This window comes from Kitasatospora sp. NPDC034035 (genome assembly GCF_055575755.1).
In genome coordinates, this window is sequence record NZ_JBVISA010000003.1 from 215,223 (window position 1) to 232,842 (window position 17,620).

The following is a 17,620-nucleotide window of genomic DNA, read 5'->3' on the forward strand; positions in this document are numbered from 1 at the left end:
GCCTCCTTTCACCGGCCGCTCATCGCAGACTGTTATGGTCGGGCCACAAACCAGCCCCGCCGTCGCGGAAAGTGGGACCAACGCATGTCTACGGCACCGCTGTTGTCGGTCGTGATGCCGATCTACAACGAGCAGGAGGCGCTCCCGCTGACCGTCGAGCGGCTGCGGCCGATCCTCGACGGGCTCGACGTGGCCTACGAGGTGGTCGGGGTCGACGACGGCAGCACCGACGCGACACCGGTGCTGATGCAGAAGATCCGCCAGGACTGGCCGGAGTTCCGCATCGTCCGCTTCGCCCGCAACTCCGGGCACCAGGCCGCCCTCACCGCCGGCATCCACCGCGCCTTCGGCGACTACGTCGTCTCCATCGACGCCGACCTGCAGGACCCGCCGGAGAAGATCCCCGAGATGCTGGAGCTCGCCCGCGAGCAGGGCCTCGACATCGTCTACGGCGTCCGCGGCGACCGCGGCACCGACACCTTCTTCAAGCGGCACACCGCCGGGGCCTACTACTGGCTGATGCGCAAGCTGGTCGGCAAGCGGATGCCCACCCAGGCCGGCGACTACCGGCTGCTCAGCCGGGCCGCGGTGAACGCGCTGAAGGCGATGCCCGAGCACCAGCCGGTCTACCGGCTGCTGGTGCCGTGGCTGGGCTTCCCCAGCGGCGAGGTGGTCTACGTACGCGAGGAGCGGGTCGCGGGCAGCACCCACTACCCGCTGTCCAAGATGGTCCGGCTGGCGCTGGACAGCGTCACCAACTTCTCGGCGTCCCCGCTGCGGCTGGCCACCTGGCTCGGGCTGTTCAGCTTCCTGGTCTGCATCGCGCTGGCGCTCTACACCACGGTCGCGTACGCGGTCGGCTCCACCGTGCCCGGCTGGTCCTCGCTCTTCATAGGGATGCTGTTCATCGGTGCCGTCCAGCTGGTCTGCGTCGGACTGCTCGGCGAGTACGTCGGCCGGATCTACTCGGCGGTCCAGGCACGGCCCGCCTACTTCGTCGGCTACGACTCGGCCGAGGAGCCGGAGCGGTACGGTACGGGCGAGTGAACGAGATCCTCTCCGCGAACCGCGACGGACACGACGGACACGACGAACACGGCGGACACGGCGGGCACGAGCACCGGGACGAGCCCGACGCAAAAACCGCCGGACCGCGATCGGTCCGGCGGCAGCTGCCGTCCTTCCTGGTCATCGGGGTGCTGAGCACCCTCTTCTACCTGGCGCTGTTCGTCGCCCTGCGCCCGGTCACCTCGTCGCAGGTGGCCAACCTGGTCGCGCTGGCCGTCAGCGCGGTGGCCAACACCGCGGCCAACCGCCGCTTCACCTTCGGCATCACCGGCTCGGACAGCGCGGTGCGCCACCAGCTCCAGGGCGCGGTCGCGTTCCTGATCGGGCTCGGCCTCAGCAGCGGTGCCCTGGCGCTGCTCGGCGTGGCGGTGCCGCACGCGTCCCGCGTGGTGGAGGTGACCGGGCTCGTGGTGGCGAACGGTCTCGCCACCGTGGCCCGGTTCGTCCTCCTCAAACTGTGGGTCTTCAGGAAGCGCTGACCGCGGCCGGCCGCTCCTCCGGGGCGGCCCCGGCCCGGCGGCCGGTGCTGGTCCACGCCCAGATCCCGAGCACCACGCAGCCGGCCGCGGCGGTCAGCAGCGCCGTGACCGAGCCCGCCGGCGGGTGCCAGGTGCCGGCCAGCGGGTTGAGCGGCGTGTAGTCCACGGCGGTGCCGATGCCGGCCTGCCAGCGGATCATGGTGTACCCCAGGAAGGCCAGCTGCAGCGGCAGCACCACCAGCGCGACCGTGCGGACCAGCGAGGCCGACCGGGCTCCTTCGAGGACGCCGCGCCGTCCGAGGACGAAGGCCGCGAGCAGCGGGACCCCGACGGCGACGGGCAGCAGGTACCGGCCCTGGCCGACGAAGCCGACCTTGTGCGCCGAGATCGCGTCCGAGAGCGTGATCACCGCGAACGGGGCCAGGAAGAACGCGAGCACCCGCCAGCGGTCGCTCCACGCGCCGAAGGCGAGCGCGGGCAGCACCAGGCAGCCGATGGCCAGGTACCAGAGGTAGTAGGCGGTGCCGGGCAGGTGCGTGTCGAGCCAGGACGGGACGCCGATCACTTCGGTGAAGTAGTCGGGCCAGCGCACGACCACCTCGTGCCGGATCGCCTTGGGCACCGTGATGCCGGGCGGCACCTGGACGGGCATCAGCTCCGAGGCCTTCATGACCACGGTCCACAGCGCCCCCGCGGCGCCGGTGGCGAACAGCGTGCCGGCCGCCCACCAGGCCGGTCGGAAGCGCAGCAGCTGCTTCAGCCGTTCCCGCTTGGCCGGGATCAGCATGATCCCGAGGACCGCCGCGCACCAGAGCGGACCGAGCGCGCGGACCGTCATGAGCACCGAGCCGGCGATCCCGATCTGCACCATGGCCGCGCGGCGCAGCGGCTGGTCCGGGTCCAGCATGGTCGGGATGAGGGCCGCGACCAGGGCCACGCCGGCCGCGATCTCGATGCCGTTGGGGTTGATCGAGCCCGCCAGGTGCGCGGTGATCGGGGTGACCGCGACCAGCAGCCCTGCCGCCGCGATCCGGTGCCTGGTCCAGGCGACGAGGCTGTGCGCGGCGCAGGCGAGCAGCGCCGAGACCAGGCCCGCGCTGATCAGCCGGGCCAGGGTGAGGCCCAGCCAGTTCGGCCAGAGGGCCATCGGCCAGCCGACGAGCGCGTAGTAGACGGGGTTGTACCGGCCGGCCCTGGTGGCCACCCGCTCGATCTGCTGGTCCGCACCGCCGGGCGCCTTGGCGCAGGCCGCCGACTTGGTGGGGTCGAACCACCAGCAGTTGTCCCGGACGATCGAGGCCGGCACGTGCTGGAAGGCGCCGATGCCGCCGCCGGCCGCCTCGGGCTTGGGCGCGAACTCGCCCCGGGCCACCCCGACCGCGCGGATGATGTGCTCCCGCTCGTCCGGGCTCGCGTCGTACGGCGAGGCGAGGGCCCAGCCCGCGCAGACCAGGAAGAACCCGATGAACGCGGTCCACCAGGTCCGCCGGAACAGCAGGCGGCCCGGACGGCTGGAGCTGTCGCCGGATCTGCTCGCGGCGGGCGAGGGAGGAGAGGTCACGGCGGGGGAGTATGAGGGCACGCGACCAAGATAACGGGTGGCCGAATTCGCCTGGCCCGGGCGGCTGTGTGGCCGCCGGGCGTTGCACTTACGATTCCCCCGTGACTCAACTGGAATCGCCCTCCGAAGTGTCCGGCTCCACCGTGAAGGGCCGGATCGCCGGACTCCTGGGCCATAGCGCGGTGCGGTTCCTGGCCGCCGGCGTCACCAGCACCACGGTCGACATGGGCCTGCTGTACCTCCTGCACGGGGTGCTCGACCTGCCGCTGGCGCCGTCCACCTTCGTCGCGGTGCTGGCCGGCTTCACCACGAACTTCCTGCTGAACCGGATCTGGGCCTTCGACAGCTCCTCGCCGGTCGGCAAGCAGACCGCCCGCTACCTGGTGATGGCTGGCGGCAACTGGGTCGGCACCGTGCTGCTGGTCGGCGGCCTCGTGAAGCTGGGCCTGTTCTACCTGCTGGCCCGCGCCGTCGCGCTGGTGCTGCTCTCGGTGGTGAACTACTTCGGCTACAAGTACTGGGTGTTCCGGGACAAGTGACCGCAAGCGCGAAGGCCCGGCCGGATTCCTCCGGCCGGGCCTTCGCGCGTCCTCGCGGGACCTCGGTCCTGTGGGGACCTCAGTTCTCCTGGGTGCGCAGGCTCTCGGTGAACGCCTTGCAGGTCTCGTACGTCGGCAGCAGGCCGGAGGAGATCGCCTCCGCCAGCGACGGCGCGGCCTCGTCCCGGGCCGACAGCAGCGGCTGCTCGGCCGGCCACTCGATGCCCAGGTCGGGGTCGAGCGGGTGGACCGAGTGCTCGCCGGTCGGGTTGTACGTCTCGGAGCAGAGGTACGACAGCGTGGCGTCGTCGGACAGCGCGCAGAAGCCGTGGCCGAGGCCCTCCGGGATGTAGACCGCGCGGCGCTCCACGTCGTCGAGCCGCACGCCCTCCCAGCGGCCGAAGGTCGGCGAGCCGACCCGCAGGTCCACGATGACGTCGAGGACGGCGCCGCGCACGCAGGTCACGTACTTGGCCTGGCCGGGCGGCACGTCGGCGAAGTGGATGCCGCGCACCACACCGCGCGAGGAGACCGACATGTTGGCCTGGGCCAGCCGCAGCGGGTGGCCGACGACCTCGGCCAGCCGGTCGAAGCGGTACCACTCGGTGAACATGCCGCGCGGGTCGCCGTGCAGCTGAGGGGTGATCTCGACCAGGCCCTCGATGCTCAGTTCACGGAACTTCACCGGGCGTTCTCCTCGTCCAGCAGGGCCAGCAGGTACTGTCCGTAACCGCTCTTCAGCAGCGGCTCGGCGAGCTCGCGCAGCTGCTCGGAGCCGATCAGGCCGGCCCGCCAGACGGCCTCCTCGATGCAGCCGATCTTGAAGCCCTGGCGCTCCTCGATGACCCGGACGAACTCCGAGGCCTGCACCATCGAGACGAAGGTGCCGGTGTCCAGCCAGGCGGTGCCGCGATCCAGGATCGTGACGTTCAGCTCACCCTTGCGCAGATAGGCGTCGTTGACCGCGGTGATCTCCAGCTCGCCGCGCGCGCTGGGCTTCAGGCCGCGGGCGATCTCCACGACCTGGTTGTCGTAGAAGTAGAGGCCGGGGACGGCGTACCGGGACTTGGGCTTCTCGGGCTTCTCCTCGATGGAGATCGCCTGGCCCTGCTCGTCGAACTCGACCACGCCGTACGCGGTCGGGTCGGCCACCGGGTAGGCGAAGACCCGGCCGCCGGGGGAGTCGGTGTGCTCGGCCAGCCGGGTCCCGAGGCCGCTGCCGTGGAAGATGTTGTCGCCGAGGATGAGGGCGACCGAGTCGTCGCCGATGAAGTCCGCGCCGAGGACGAAGGCCTGGGCGATGCCCTCGGGCTTCTCCTGGACGGCGTACTCCAGCTTGAGGCCGAGCTGCGAGCCGTCGCCCAGCAGGCGTTCGAACTGCTCGCGGTCGGCCGGGGTGGTGATGATCAGGATCTCGCTGATGCCCGCCATCACCAGGGTGGACAGCGGGTAGTAGATCATCGGCTTGTCGAAGACCGGGAGCAGCTGCTTCGAGACCGCTCGGGTCAGTGGCCACAGGCGCGAGCCGGTCCCGCCGGCCAGGAGGATTCCACGCATGCGAGCAGCTTAAGTGAGAGGCGGGCGGGCCCTGTCCTGGGCCGTTCGAGGGGGCCGATCGGCGACGGTAGACTACGCGCATTATGCGCATCCTCGTGACCGGCGGCGCCGGATTCATCGGTTCGGAGTTCGTCCGTCAGCTTCTCGGAGCGGATGAGAGCGCCCGGATCACCGTCTTTGACAAGCTCACCTACTCGGGCGTCCTGGAGAACCTGGCTCCGGTGGCCGACCACCAGGGCTACACCTTCGTCCAGGGCGACATCTGCGACGCGGACGCCGTCGACCAGGTCATGCCGGGCCACGACGTGGTGGTGCACTTCGCCGCCGAGTCGCACGTGGACCGGTCGATCGCCGGCGCGGGCCCGTTCGTGCTGACCAACGTCGTGGGCACCCAGGTCCTGCTGGACGCCGCCCGCAAGCACGGCGTCGGCCGCTTCGTGCACATCTCCACCGACGAGGTGTACGGCTCGATCAGCGAGGGCTCCTGGACCGAGACCTGGCCGCTGGTGCCGAACTCCCCGTACTCGGCCTCCAAGGCCTCCTCCGACCTGCTGGCGCTGGCCTACCACCGCACCCACGGCATGGACGTCGTGGTGACCCGCTGCTCCAACAACTACGGGCACTACCAGTTCCCGGAGAAGGTCATCCCGCTGTTCACCACCAACCTGATCGACGGCAAGAAGGTGCCGCTGTACGGGAACGGTGGCAACGTCCGCGACTGGCTGCACGTCTCGGACCACTGCCGGGGCATCGAGCTGGTCATGCGCGGCGGTCGCGCGGGTGAGGTCTACAACATCGGCGGCGGCACCGAGGCCACCAACAAGGAGCTGACCGGCCTGCTGCTGGAGGCCGCGGGCGCCGGCTGGGACAGCGTCGAGTACGTCGAGGACCGCAAGGGTCACGACCTGCGCTACTCGATCGACATCAGCAAGATCCGCGAGGAGCTCGGCTACGAGCCGCAGGTCCGCTTCGAGGACGGCCTCGCCGCGACCATCGCCTGGTACCGCGAGAACCGCGCCTGGTGGGAGCCCCTGAAGCAGAAGGCGGCCCTGGCGAAGTGACCGTGAACGCCACCGGCCGGGTGCGCTGGCTGGTCACCGGCGCGGCCGGGATGCTCGGGCAGGACCTGCTGTCGGTGCTGGCCGCCGACCCGACCGCCGAGATCACCGCGCTGCGCCGGGCGGACCTCGACATCACCGACGCCGCGGCCGTGCAGGCCGCCGTCGACGGCCACGACATCGTGGTCAACTGCGCCGCGTGGACGAACGTCGACGGTGCGGAGACCGAGGAGGAGGCCGCCACCGCCGTCAACGGCACCGGCGTGCGCCACCTGGCCGCGGCCTGCGCCAAGACCGGCGCCCGGCTGCTGCACGTCTCCACCGACTACGTCCTGCCGGGCGACGCCACCGAGCCCTGCCCGGAGGACGCCCCGACCACGCCGGTCAACGCGTACGGCCGCAGCAAGCTGGTGGGGGAGCGGGCCGTCGCCGAACTGCTCCCCGAGCACGGCTACGTCGTGCGCACCGCGTGGCTGTACGGCGAGCACGGCCCGAACTTCGTGGCCACCATGCTCAAGCTGGCCGCCCAGCGGGACACCCTGGACGTGGTCGACGACCAGCACGGCCAGCCGACCTGGTCGTACGCGCTCGCCGGCCGCCTGGTCGAGCTCGGCCGGGCCGCGCTCGCCGGGCAGGCCCCCGCCGGGGTCTACCACGGCACCGCGAGCGGCCGGACCACCTGGTTCGGACTGGCCCGCGAGACCTACGCGCTGAGCGGGCTCGACCCGGAGCGGATCCGCCCCACCACCTCGGAGGCGTTCGTCCGCCCGGCCGTCCGCCCCGCCTTCAGCGTGCTCGGCCACGACCGCTGGGCCGCCGCCGGACTGGCACCGCTGCCCGAGTGGCGGGCGATGCTGGCCGAGGCCCTGGAGCGTCCGGCCTTCCGGGCGCTGCGCATCGCGGCGGAGCGGTGAGCGGCGTGCTCGGCCGGCTGACGCGCGCGCTGCCACCGGGACTGCTGGCGGTCGGCGTCGGGACGGTCACCCTCGGGGTGGCCTCGTACGCGCACCTCGCGGTGGCCGGGCACGCGCTCGACCGCGACTCGCTCGCCGAGGTCTCCGTCCTGTGGACGATGGCGATGTCCTTCGCGCTCGGGCTGTTCTTCCCGGTCGAGCAGGAGCTGACCCGGGTGATCGCCGCCCGGGCCGCCCGGGGCGAGGGCGCGGCCCCGGTGCTGCGCAAGGCGGCCGTGCTGACCGGCGGGCTGCTGCTGGCGGTGCTCATCGGGCTGGGGGTGTTCTCCCGGCAGCTCGCGGACGTGTTCTTCCACGGCGACCGGAGCCTGGTCGTGGCGCTGGCCGCGGCCTTCGTCGGACCGGCCGCGTGCTACCTGACCCGCGGGGTGCTGGCCGGCCTCGGGCACTTCGGTGCGTACGGCCTCCAGCTCGGGCTGGACGGCGTCCTGCGGATCGTCTTCTCGATCGGCCTGCTGCTGGCGGGCGTGCACTCGGCGCTCGCGTACAGCCTGATCCTGGCCGTCTCCCCGGTGCTGGCCATGCTGGTGAGCCTGCCGAGGACGCTGCGGATCGCGCTGCCCGGGCCGGCCATCGGCTGGCGGGAGCTGTGCAGCGGCCTGGGCATGCTGACCGTCTCGTTCCTGCTGGCGCAGTTCGTCGCCAACGCCGCCGTGCTCAGCATCCAGGTGCTGGCGCCCTCGCAGGCCGTGCTGGTCGGCGCGTTCACCGGCGCGATGGTGCTCAGCCGGGTGCCGCTGTTCGTCTTCGGCGCGCTGCAGGCCTCCCTGATGTCGGGGCTGTCGACGGCCGTGGCCACCGGGGACCGGGCCGGTTTCCGTAAGCTCCTCACCAAGACCTGTGGCATGGTGGCCGCCCTCGGCGTCCTCGGCGGGGTGCCCGCCGTGGTCCTGGGGCCATGGGTGATTCACGTCGCGTTCAACGCGGACCGGCATGCTCTGGGCCCGGTGGACTTCCTCTGGCTCTCGGTGGGCACGCTCGCCTACCTGCTCGCCACGGTCGTCGGCCAGGCGGTCATCGCCCGCGGCCACCACCGCCGGCAGCTGCTCGGATGGGTGCTCGGCACCGTGACGCTGCTGCTGGTGACCTGCCTGCCGGGCGCTCCGGCGAGCCGGGTGGAGGCCGCGTACACCGTCGGTCCGCTGGTGGTGCTGGCGGTCATGTTGCTGGCGCTGCGCGGCGACGGTAGCGTGCGCGGCGCCGGTACGGGGTCTTCGCAGGCCGCCGTCTCCGCCGACACGGTCTCCGCGAGCTGATCACGATGTCGTCACCGCTCCCCCCGGCGACGCCCCGCGGTACCGGCGTCCCTAGCATGTGCTCCATTCACCCCTATGCCTCACCGACGCGTGAAAGGCGAGATCCATCGTGCAGCTGAGTGTGCTGACTTCGATCACCGGCGTGCTGGTGCTCGTGTGGATTCTGGAGCTGCTGCGCCGCCAGCAGCTCCGGGAGAAGTACGCGGCCCTCTGGCTGGCCATCGGCGTGGTGATCGCCCCGCTGGGCTTCTTCCCACGGCTGCTGGACTCGACCGCGCGGCGCCTCGGGGTGGCCTCCGGGGTCAGCCTCGTGCTGTTCGCCGGCTTCGTGCTGGTCCTGCTGGTCTGCGTGCACCTCAGCTGGGAGACCAGCCGGCTGGAGGCCGAGACCCGCACGTTGGCCGAGGATGTCGCGATGATGCGCGCCCACCTCGCCGAGCACCACGACTTCCCGATTGCCCGCTCGGGCAGCGACGTGAACGACCCCGAGGTGAAGGCATGATCGACGGCAAGCGGGTACTGATCATCCTTCCCGCCTGGAACGAGGCCGAGGGCCTGCCGAAGATCCTCCGCGAGATCCAGCAGAAGCTCCCCGGCGTCGACACCCTGGTCGTCGACGACGGCTCGACGGACAGCACCGCCGCCGTCGCCGCCGCCTACGGCTCCAAGGTCGCGCAGCTGCCGTACAACCTCGGTGTCGGCGGCGCGATGCGCTTCGGCTACCGCTACGCGCACCTGCACGACTACGACGTGGCGATCCAGTGCGACGCGGACGGCCAGCACGACCCGGCCTACGTGCCCGCGCTGCTCGAGAAGCTCCGCAGCGAGGCGGACCTGGTCATCGGCGCCCGCTTCGCCGGCGAGGGCTCGTACCGGGTGCGCGGCCCGCGCTCCTGGGCGATGAAGCTGCTCTCGGTGGTGCTGTCGCGGGTCGCCAAGACTCGGCTCACCGACACCACCTCGGGCTTCAAGGCCTGCAACAAGCCGATGATCGAGTTCTTCTCGCACTGGTACCCGGTCGAGTACCTGGGCGACACCATCGAGAGCATGGTCGGCGCCGCCCGCTGCGGCTTCGTCATCCGCCAGGTCCCGGTCGCGATGCGCGAGCGGACCACCGGCACGCCCTCGGCCTCCCCGATCAAGGCGACGATCTACCTGGCCCGGGCCGGCCTGGTGCTGCTGCTCGCCCTCATCCGCCGGATGCCGGCGAACGTGAAGGCCATCGAGCCCGCCACCCGCGCCGCCGCCCGCCGGCCCGAGCTCATTGGCAAGGTCTAGGTACCCGATGTCCCGTTTCGAGATCCTGATGCCGTACTACGGCGACGTCCGGCTGATGCAGGACGCCGTTCGCAGCGTGCTGGCCCAGGACGGTGACGACTGGCGCCTCACGGTCGTCGACGACGGCAAGGAGCCGGACGTCCCCGGCTGGTTCGAGTCCCTCGCGGACCCGCGGGTGCGGTACCTGCGCAACGAGACCAACCTGGGCGTCAGCGGCAACTTCAACCGCTGCGTCCAGCTCGCCGAGTACGACTACCTCGTGCTCATGGGCTGCGACGACCTGCTGCACCCCAACTACCTGAAGGTGGTCCGGGACGCGCTGGAGCGCTTCCCGGACGCGGGCATGGTCCAGCCCGGCGTGCTCGTCATCGGCGCCGACGGCAACCCGGTCGGCAGCCTCGCCGACACCGTCAAGCGCCGGCTGTACGCGCCGAAGGACCCGGGGCCGCTGCTGATGTCCGGCGAGCCGCTCGCGATGAGCCTGATGCGCGGCGACTGGCTGTACTTCCCGTCCGTGTGCTGGCGCACCAAGGACATCCAGGCGACCAGCTTCCGGGCGGACCTGGGCGTCATCCAGGACCTCGCGATCATCGTCGACCTGCTCCTCGCGGACGTCCCGCTGGCGGTCGTGCCCGAGGTGTGCTTCAGCTACCGGCGGCACGCGGTCAGCGAGTCCTCGGTCACCGCCTTCACGGGCAAGCGCTTCGAGGAAGCCCGGCGCTTCTTCCGCGAGACCGCCGACCGGCTGGACGCCCACGGCTGGCACCGGGCGGCCACCATCTCCCGCCGCTTCATCTCGTCCCGGCTGCACGCGCTCAGCATGATCCCCGCGGCCGGCCGCAAGGCGGGCCTGCGAGGCGTCGGGGCGATGCTGAGCCATGTGGCCGGCCGCCGGGCCTGATCCGTGAGATCCCTCCAGCAACCCCCTCCCAGTGCCCAGGAAGCGACCATGTCCCAATACGACGACGTCTGGCTGGTGATCCCCGCCTACAACGAAGGCCAGGTGATCGCCGATGTGGTGGAGAACGCCCGCAAGACGTTCCCGAACATCGTCGTGGTCGACGACGGGAGCACCGACGGCTCGGCCGAGCACATCCTGACCACCGGGGCCCACCTGGTGCGGCACCCGGTGAACCTGGGCCAGGGCGCCGCCCTGCAGACCGGGCTCTCCTACGCGCTGCAGCAGCCCGGCGCCCAGTACTTCGCCACCTTCGACGCCGACGGCCAGCACCAGACGGCCGACGTCGAGAAGATGGTCGCCGTGCTGCGCGGCGGGACCGCCGACGTGGTCCTGGGCTCCCGGTTCATCGAGCAGTCCGAGCAGGTCCCGATGATCAAGCGCGTGGTGCTCCGCACGGCGGCCGCGGTCAGCCCGACCGCCCGCAAGCTGAAGCTCACCGACTCGCACAACGGGCTGCGGGTGATCAACCGCCAGGCGGCCTCCCAGCTGCGCATCACCATGAACGGGATGGCCCACGCCTCGGAGATCGTCGGCCTGCTGGCGAAGTCCTCGCTGCGCGTCGTGGAGGTCCCCGTGGACATCCTCTACACCGACTACTCACGCGCCAAGGGCCAGTCCCTGATCAACGGCGTCAACATCCTCTTCGACATCTCGCTCCGGGAGCGTGGCCGGCGATGAAGTACTTCTGGATCCAACTGGTGCTGGTGCTGGGCGCCGGTACCGCGGCGCTCATCTTCATCCGGCGCTGGGACCGGACCAACACCAGGGCCTGGAAGCGCATCGCCTTCGTGCTGTTCGTACTCGCGAACATCTACGCGGTGCTGCGTCCGAGCGACGTCACCTGGGTGGCGAACCGGCTCGGCGTCGGCCGCGGCACCGACCTGGTGCTGTACCTGATGGTCCTGGCGCTGGCCTTCCTGGCGCTCAACACCTACCTGCGCTTCCGCTCCCTGGAGAGGAAGCTCACCGACATGGCCCGCACGGTCGCCATCACCGAGGGCGCGCGGCTCAACCAGGAGCGCTTCGACGAGAAGGTCTCCGGCTAGCTCCGGGCGGTCCCCCGAGGACCGTACGAACCGGGCCCGGTACGCAGTGCGCGTACCGGGCCCGGATCCGTTCGGGGGCGGGGAGGGTCAGGTCGAGACCTGCGACAGGGGCCGTACCGGCGGTGCGGCCGGCGGCTCCTCCTGCCGCGGCGGCTTGCGCAGGCCCAGGTCCTTCAGCTTCAGCGCGGGCTTCTCCACGGCGTACCAGGAGCAGACCGCCGCCGTGACCGAGAGCGCCACCGAGGCCGCCGTGTAGGTCCAGTAGCCGTGCTTGTTGACGCCCCAGAGCGCCAGGCACTGCTGGATCGGGAACGCGTAGATGTACACCCCGTACGAGAGGTCCACCTTGGTGCCGACCTTGGTCAGCGGGCCGGGCATCCGGCAGGCGAGCCAGACCAGCAGGTAGGCGAAGGCGGGCAGGCCGAACACGGTGAAGCCGCCGTAGTGGGCGCTGCCGAGGAACACGACGGCGGCCAGCACACCGGCCGGGTCGTTGATCGGCAGGCGGTTCTTGTACAGCTCCGCCAGCGCGCCGAGGCCGAACATGAAGGTCAGCGGTATGAACATGTCCAGGCTGATCGAGCCCAGGAAGGGCAGCTGCCAGCCGGTGAGGCCGGTCGGCGCGTACTCGGGGGCGCGCAGCAGGTGGAAGCCCGACGCCAGGTGGACCATGTACGCGTAGAGCCCCAGGACCATCAGGGTGACGGCCCAGCGTGCGCGCCGCAGCACCCCGACCGCGGCCAGCGAGACCACCAGCAGGTAGCAGAGGACCTCGTACGCCAGCGACCAGACCGAGCCGTTGAAGGCGGTGGGGTGCGGGACGTGGTCGAGCAGTCCGGAGATGCCCCACTGGTACACCCCGATCGACCAGTTGGCCTCCAGGTAGGCCAGCGGGCCCTCCGGGTGCGACCAGAAGCCCGCCATCCGGCCCTGGTGGTAGGCCACGACCGGGGCGACCACGAAGGCCGTCAGCAGCAGACAGGCCCAGAGGCCGGGCAGGATGCGGATGGCGCGGTTCCACAGGAAGCGCGCCGGGCTCAGCCGCATGCCGCTGCGCGTGATCAGCAGACCGGACAGCACGAAGAAGCCGCTCACCGCGATCGCACCGACGTTGGTCTGACCGCGGCTCTGCAGCAGCCCGAGGTCGGGCTTGCCCATCCCGAGCGGCATCGCGTGGGCGAAGATCACGGCGAGGGCCAGGACGAGCCGCAGGAGGCCGAACCCGTTCTTCCGTCCGAGGGCCTCCGTCAAGGGCGGGCAGGCCGTCAGAACCGACCTCTTGCGTGCGGTGCGAGACATGGGCAGGAGGCTCCGGGCCGGTAGTCGTGGAGGGCGGGAACTGCGCGGAGCTCACCCTATCCGCCCGGGTTCCGCCCCCACTGGGTCGGAAGAGGCCCCGTGAGGGCCCGGAGGCACGCCATGACACGCTCTTGGGGGTGCGATTACCATAAGTCGCGGCCCGGGCCCGGCATCGCCGCCGCCGGCAACGATGCATCCGCCGGACGCCCGCAGCACCTCCACGAGTTTCGGCCGACCTGCGCCGACCGGGCGCCCGGCCGCCGCCCGCTGAGCTCGCCCCCCATCCGGCGAGACGGTCCGACCCGCGGCACTGCGCCGCTTCACGGAAGCGAAGAGACATGACGGATTTGGCCCCGGACGTTGTCGGCGGCCGTGCCGGCGCGCCCGACGCGTCGACCACGGCGTCCTCCGACGGGTCACCGACCGGCCGGCCGGGCGACCGCTTCTCGCGGTGGACCGAGAAGCGCTGGGTCCTCCCGCTGGCGGAAGGCCTGGTCAGCGTCGGCGTCGCGCTCGGCTTCATGCTGCTGTGCACGCACATCAGCGTCAACCCGACCACCCGGATCGGCCAGGTCAGCGGCCTCGCCAAGATCCAGCAGTACGCGGCGCTCCTCGGCATCCCCGTCCTCGCGGTGCTGCTGCTGCTCGCCTACCGCGGGACGCTGCGCTACTACCAGGTCGCGCAGCGGCTGGCGTGCGCCGCGGTGGCGGGCCTGGGCACCGGCGTCGTGGCCGGCGGCGTCGTGGTCGCCCTGCACGGCACCCCCTGGGGCCTCGGCGGCCAGGAGGGCGACCCCGGCAACCTCATGGGCATGGCCAACGACATGATGCGCGGCCACGGCCTGCCCGGGGTGTACCCGCCGCTGTTCCCCGCCCTGCTCGCCCTCTGGGCCAAGCTCTTCCACCACGGCATCCCCGGCGTGGGCCACGCGCTCAAGGACCTGCAGCTGATCCTCAGCGCGCTGGTCGGGCCGATGGCCTACCTCTCCTGGCGGATGCTGCTGCGCCCGTTCTGGGCGATGGCGATCGCGGTGCCGGCGTCGATCGTGTTCCTCGACCCGATCCGTCCGTACAGCCACGGCTCCATGCTGGTGCTGCTGCCGCTGCTGGCGGCCTGCTTCCGGGAGATCCGCCGGTCCGGCGAGCTCTCGACCCGCTCGGCGGTGCTGCGCGGCCTCGGCTTCGGCGCCGCGTTCGGCGTGATGTTCCTCTGGTACTCGGGCTGGTACCTGTGGGCGGCGCCGGGCTCGTTCATCCTCGTCCTGATGCTCTTCCCGTGGCGCCGCGGCCGGACCGCCCTCAAGCGCGCGCTGGTCTTCCTCGCCACCATGCTGGTCACCGCCGGTGTGATCGGCGCCCCGCTGCTGTACCAGCTGGTCCGCCTCGGCGCCTCCACGATGGACCGGTACGCCTACATCAACACCTACATCGACCCGGCCTACGTCATGGGCTGGGCCTCGGACCGCTCCGGCACCCTGAGCTACCACAACTGGCCGGGTGAGGGCGACATCGCCGGGCAGACCGGCTTCGGTGTGCTCCTGCTGGTCGGCGTGGGCATCGGCGTCGGCGTGGGCCTGCGCAGCATGGTGGTCCGCACCGCGGGCTTCGTCCTCGCCGGCGCCTGGCTGATGCGCTTCTGGTTCGCCTCGCACATGGAGCACAACCAGGCCGTCCAGCTGTACCCGCGGACGACCTGGATCATCTTCTACTGCCTGATCATCCTGGCCGTCATGGGCGTGATGCTGACGTACGAGCGCGGCTTCGGCTGGATCCGCGGCACGCTGCGCGAGGTGGCCCCGGCCCGGGCCGCGCGGATCTCGCCGCGGGTGATGTCGCAGCTGGCCGCCGGCCTCGTGTGCGCGCTCGCCCTGTTCGCGACCATGGGCGGCTCCTGGTCGGCCAACCGCTTCATGCCGTCCACCAACCCGGGCGTCGAGGACATGGGCCTGGACGCGCTCCGCGCCCACCTGCAGCAGCTCGACGACGGGCAGTGCCCCAAGTACTCGCCCTACAAGGGCAAGCAGGCCTGCAACCCGATCAACATGGACCTGAGCGAGTACACCTTCGTTCCGGACCAGCCGAGGCTCTGGTGCGCCAACACCACGGCGACGGACGTGGACGTCACCTGCGGACGTCCGCCCAAGAACTGACACGACCCACCATCGGGTGACCGTCGGGGCCGGTGAGGATCACCTCACCGGCCCCGATTGGCATCCGGGCTGCTCCATGTGGCAGTATGTCCAAGTTGCTCGGTTGAGTGCCGATGCTGCGCGCCTCCCGCCGGGAGGACTGGAAGCGAGTCCCACCTACTCGTCGTTCCCGTGATGGCCGTCAAGCGTGAGTTCTACGCCACGGCAGCTGCGGGGCGAAAGTACGGGAATCTTCCGGGAAGCGTGTGCGGGGCCTCAATCCGGCACCCCCCACCCCAGAAGTTCTAAACCGACGAGTTATTTCGCCGGTTTTTTACAAGCGCGAGTGCGACACGCCCGAGCGCGGGGGTCGGAGGGAAGTCGAGAAGCAATTAGACAGAAGGACTACTGAGTAGCCATGGCGGGACAGAAGATCCGCATCCGGCTCAAGGCCTACGACCACGAGGTCATCGACTCCTCGGCGAAGAAGATCGTCGAGACGGTGATCCGTACTGGTGCGCAGGTCGCAGGCCCGGTGCCGCTGCCCACTGAGAAGAACGTGTACTGCGTCATCCGCTCGCCGCACAAGTACAAGGACTCGCGCGAGCACTTCGAGATGCGCACTCACAAGCGTCTGATCGACATCCTCGACCCCACGCCGAAGACGGTTGACTCGCTGATGCGTCTCGACCTGCCGGCTGGCGTCGACATCGAGATCAAGCTCTGAGAGGCGCACCGAAGATGGCTAAGCAGATTAAGGGCATCCTGGGCGAGAAGCTCGGCATGACCCAGGTCTGGGACGAGAACAACCGGGTTGTCCCGGTGACCGTCGTCAAGGCTGGGCCCAATGTCGTGACCCAGGTCCACACCGCCGACAGCCCGGCCGGCTACGACGCCGTCCAGATCGGCTTCGGCGAGATCGACCCCCGCAAGGTGAACAAGCCCCTCGCGGGCCACTTCGCCAAGGCCGGTGTCACCCCCCGCCGCCACCTGGTCGAGCTCCGTACCACGGACGCCTCCGAGTACACCCTCGGCCAGGAGATCACCGCGGAGCTGTTCGAGGCGGGTGTCAAGGTCGACGTGACCGGCACCTCCAAGGGCAAGGGCTTCGCCGGTGTCATGAAGCGCCACAACTTCCGGGGCCTCGGCGCCGGTCACGGTGTGCAGCGCAAGCACCGCTCGCCCGGCTCGATCGGTGGCTGCGCCACCCCGGGTCGCGTGTTCAAGGGCGTGAGGATGGCCGGCCGGATGGGCCACGAGCGTGTGACCACCCAGAACCTGACCATCCATGCCGTTGACGCGGAGAAGGGGCTGCTCCTGATCAAGGGCGCAATCCCGGGCCCGAACGGCGGCCTCGTCCTCGTCCGCACCGCGGCGAAGGGGCTGTGAGGATATGAGCACCATTGACATCCTGTCGCCCTCGGGCGACAAGACCGGCAGCCTCGAGCTGCCGGCCGAGATCTTCGACGCGAAGGTCAGCGTTCCGCTGATGCACCAGGTCGTCGTGGCGCAGCTCGCTGCGGCCCGTCAGGGCACCCACAAGACCAAGACTCGTGGCGAGGTCCGCGGTGGCGGCAAGAAGCCGTACCGCCAGAAGGGCACCGGCCGCGCCCGTCAGGGCTCGACCCGTGCGCCGCAGTTCGCCGGCGGTGGCGTCGTGCACGGTCCCGTGCCGCGTGACTACTCGCAGCGGACCCCGAAGAAGATGATCGCCGCCGCCCTGCGCGGTGCGCTCACCGACCGGGCCCGCCACAACCGCATTCACGTCGTCACCGACGTGACCGCGACCGAGGCGCCGTCGACCAAGGCCGCCAAGGGTCTGTTCGGCAAGATCACCGAGCGCAAGAACATCCTCCTCGTCGTCGAGCGTGCCGACGAGCTGGGTCTGAAGAGCGCCCGCAACCTGCCGCACGTGCACATCCTGGACGCCGGTCAGCTGAACACCTACGACGTGCTCGTCTCCGACGATGTGGTCTTCACCCAGGCCGCCTTCGAGCGTTTCGTGGCCGGTCCGGCCGCGTCCGCCAAGGCCGTGGCTGCTGAGGGCGAGCTCGAAGGGAGCGCCGCCTGATGGCTGCAGAGATCACGAGCAAGACGTTCACGGACCCCCGTGACGTCCTGGTGAAGCCGGTCATCTCCGAGAAGAGCTACAGCCTTCTCGACGAGAACAAGTACACGTTCATCGTGTCGCCGGGCGCCAACAAGACCCAGATCAAGCAGGCCGTCGAGGCGGTCTTCTCGGTCAAGGTCGAGGCTGTCAACACGATCAACCGTCAGGGCAAGCGCAAGCGCTCCAAGACGGGCTTTGGCAAGCGCAAGGACACCAAGCGCGCCATCGTGACGCTGGCCGAGGGCAACCGCATCGACATCTTCGGTGGTCCGGTCTCCTAACGGAGATCGTGATCGTCGATAAGG

Annotated in this window: 20 protein-coding genes; 16 read left to right on the top strand and 4 right to left on the bottom strand. The window is 70.5% G+C overall.

From position 1 onward, the window contains the following. The first annotated feature begins 84 nt into the window (after positions 1 to 84). Both ACZ52J_RS05850 and ACZ52J_RS05855 read left to right on the top strand, forming a co-directional pair. Positions 85 to 1,047, top strand: coding sequence for a glycosyltransferase family 2 protein (locus tag ACZ52J_RS05850; RefSeq protein WP_360494965.1), 963 nt, complete (start codon positions 85 to 87; stop codon positions 1,045 to 1,047). After that, the gene (locus ACZ52J_RS05855) at positions 1,044 to 1,547 is read left to right on the top strand and encodes a GtrA family protein (RefSeq protein WP_465616158.1); all 504 of its coding nucleotides are present in this window, start codon (positions 1,044 to 1,046) and stop codon (positions 1,545 to 1,547) included. Before ACZ52J_RS05850 ends, ACZ52J_RS05855 begins: the two co-directional genes overlap by 4 nt. Here the strand turns inward: ACZ52J_RS05855 and ACZ52J_RS05860 are convergent. Continuing rightward, positions 1,534 to 3,108 carry a DUF2142 domain-containing protein gene (locus ACZ52J_RS05860; protein WP_465616160.1) on the bottom strand — a complete coding sequence of 525 codons (1,575 nt, stop codon included), beginning with the start codon at positions 3,106 to 3,108 and terminating at the stop codon, positions 1,534 to 1,536. The two genes, ACZ52J_RS05855 and ACZ52J_RS05860, sit on opposite strands and share 14 nt — an antisense overlap. 101 nt (positions 3,109 to 3,209) lie before the next feature. Here ACZ52J_RS05860 and ACZ52J_RS05865 point away from each other — a divergent pair, with 101 nt between their 5' ends. Further along, positions 3,210 to 3,647, top strand: a complete 438-nt coding sequence (locus ACZ52J_RS05865; RefSeq protein WP_360494974.1) for a GtrA family protein — start codon at positions 3,210 to 3,212, stop codon at positions 3,645 to 3,647. A 79-nt stretch (positions 3,648 to 3,726) separates the two neighbouring features. Here the strand turns inward: ACZ52J_RS05865 and rfbC are convergent, their stop codons facing one another. Both rfbC and rfbA read right to left on the bottom strand, forming a co-directional pair. Beyond that, entirely contained in the window at positions 3,727 to 4,332 is a 606-nt protein-coding gene (gene rfbC / locus ACZ52J_RS05870) for a dTDP-4-dehydrorhamnose 3,5-epimerase (protein WP_465616162.1), read from the bottom strand. After that, positions 4,329 to 5,204 carry a glucose-1-phosphate thymidylyltransferase RfbA gene (gene rfbA / locus ACZ52J_RS05875; protein ID WP_360494980.1) on the bottom strand — a complete coding sequence of 292 codons (876 nt, stop codon included), beginning with the start codon at positions 5,202 to 5,204 and terminating at the stop codon, positions 4,329 to 4,331. The genes rfbC and rfbA overlap by 4 nt, the downstream gene beginning before the upstream one ends. 83 nt (positions 5,205 to 5,287) lie before the next feature. On the opposite strand from rfbA, the gene rfbB reads away from it, so the two are divergent. The 8 genes from rfbB to ACZ52J_RS05915 all read left to right on the top strand — a co-directional run bounded on the left by rfbB (position 5,288) and on the right by ACZ52J_RS05915 (position 11,777). Then, positions 5,288 to 6,265, top strand: coding sequence for a dTDP-glucose 4,6-dehydratase (gene rfbB / locus ACZ52J_RS05880; RefSeq protein ID WP_360494983.1), 978 nt, complete (start codon positions 5,288 to 5,290; stop codon positions 6,263 to 6,265). Further along, on the top strand, positions 6,262 to 7,176 hold the full coding sequence (gene rfbD / locus ACZ52J_RS05885) for a dTDP-4-dehydrorhamnose reductase (RefSeq protein WP_465616165.1): 915 nt from the start codon (positions 6,262 to 6,264) through the stop codon (positions 7,174 to 7,176). Before rfbB ends, rfbD begins: the two co-directional genes overlap by 4 nt. Then, on the top strand, positions 7,173 to 8,492 hold the full coding sequence (locus tag ACZ52J_RS05890; protein WP_465616166.1) for a lipopolysaccharide biosynthesis protein: 1,320 nt from the start codon (positions 7,173 to 7,175) through the stop codon (positions 8,490 to 8,492). The genes rfbD and ACZ52J_RS05890 overlap by 4 nt, the downstream gene beginning before the upstream one ends. 109 nt (positions 8,493 to 8,601) lie before the next feature. Beyond that, positions 8,602 to 8,994, top strand: coding sequence for a DUF2304 domain-containing protein (locus tag ACZ52J_RS05895; RefSeq protein ID WP_360254645.1), 393 nt, complete (start codon positions 8,602 to 8,604; stop codon positions 8,992 to 8,994). Further along, on the top strand, positions 8,991 to 9,770 hold the full coding sequence (locus ACZ52J_RS05900) for a glycosyltransferase family 2 protein (RefSeq protein ID WP_360494995.1): 780 nt from the start codon (positions 8,991 to 8,993) through the stop codon (positions 9,768 to 9,770). Before ACZ52J_RS05895 ends, ACZ52J_RS05900 begins: the two co-directional genes overlap by 4 nt. Before the next feature lie 7 nt (positions 9,771 to 9,777). Then, positions 9,778 to 10,671: a glycosyltransferase family 2 protein gene (locus ACZ52J_RS05905; RefSeq protein WP_360494998.1), complete on the top strand. Its 894-nt coding sequence runs from the start codon at positions 9,778 to 9,780 to the stop codon at positions 10,669 to 10,671. Between the two features lie 48 nt (positions 10,672 to 10,719). After that, positions 10,720 to 11,409 (top strand): glycosyltransferase family 2 protein, encoded by a 690-nt coding sequence (locus ACZ52J_RS05910; protein WP_465616169.1) that lies wholly within the window; start codon positions 10,720 to 10,722, stop codon positions 11,407 to 11,409. Further along, positions 11,406 to 11,777 carry a DUF2304 domain-containing protein gene (locus ACZ52J_RS05915; protein ID WP_360495004.1) on the top strand — a complete coding sequence of 124 codons (372 nt, stop codon included), beginning with the start codon at positions 11,406 to 11,408 and terminating at the stop codon, positions 11,775 to 11,777. Before ACZ52J_RS05910 ends, ACZ52J_RS05915 begins: the two co-directional genes overlap by 4 nt. 87 nt (positions 11,778 to 11,864) lie before the next feature. Here the strand turns inward: ACZ52J_RS05915 and ACZ52J_RS05920 are convergent, their stop codons facing one another. Next, positions 11,865 to 13,076, bottom strand: coding sequence for an acyltransferase family protein (locus tag ACZ52J_RS05920; RefSeq protein ID WP_465616171.1), 1,212 nt, complete (start codon positions 13,074 to 13,076; stop codon positions 11,865 to 11,867). 338 nt (positions 13,077 to 13,414) lie between these two features. On the opposite strand from ACZ52J_RS05920, the gene ACZ52J_RS05925 reads away from it, so the two are divergent. From ACZ52J_RS05925 to rplW, 5 genes are all read left to right on the top strand, one after another. Then, entirely contained in the window at positions 13,415 to 15,226 is a 1,812-nt protein-coding gene (locus tag ACZ52J_RS05925; RefSeq protein WP_465616173.1) for a hypothetical protein, read from the top strand. A gap of 397 nt (positions 15,227 to 15,623) precedes the next feature. Further along, positions 15,624 to 15,932, top strand: a complete 309-nt coding sequence (gene rpsJ / locus ACZ52J_RS05930) for a 30S ribosomal protein S10 (RefSeq protein ID WP_012785157.1) — start codon at positions 15,624 to 15,626, stop codon at positions 15,930 to 15,932. Positions 15,933 to 15,946: 14 nt separating this feature from the next. After that, positions 15,947 to 16,594 (top strand): 50S ribosomal protein L3, encoded by a 648-nt coding sequence (gene rplC, locus ACZ52J_RS05935; RefSeq protein WP_360495013.1) that lies wholly within the window; start codon positions 15,947 to 15,949, stop codon positions 16,592 to 16,594. Positions 16,595 to 16,598: 4 nt separating this feature from the next. Further along, on the top strand, positions 16,599 to 17,276 hold the full coding sequence (gene rplD / locus ACZ52J_RS05940; protein WP_360495016.1) for a 50S ribosomal protein L4: 678 nt from the start codon (positions 16,599 to 16,601) through the stop codon (positions 17,274 to 17,276). Then, the gene (rplW, locus tag ACZ52J_RS05945) at positions 17,276 to 17,596 is read left to right on the top strand and encodes a 50S ribosomal protein L23 (RefSeq protein ID WP_030055819.1); all 321 of its coding nucleotides are present in this window, start codon (positions 17,276 to 17,278) and stop codon (positions 17,594 to 17,596) included. Before rplD ends, rplW begins: the two co-directional genes overlap by 1 nt. Positions 17,597 to 17,620: the final 24 nt, after the last annotated feature.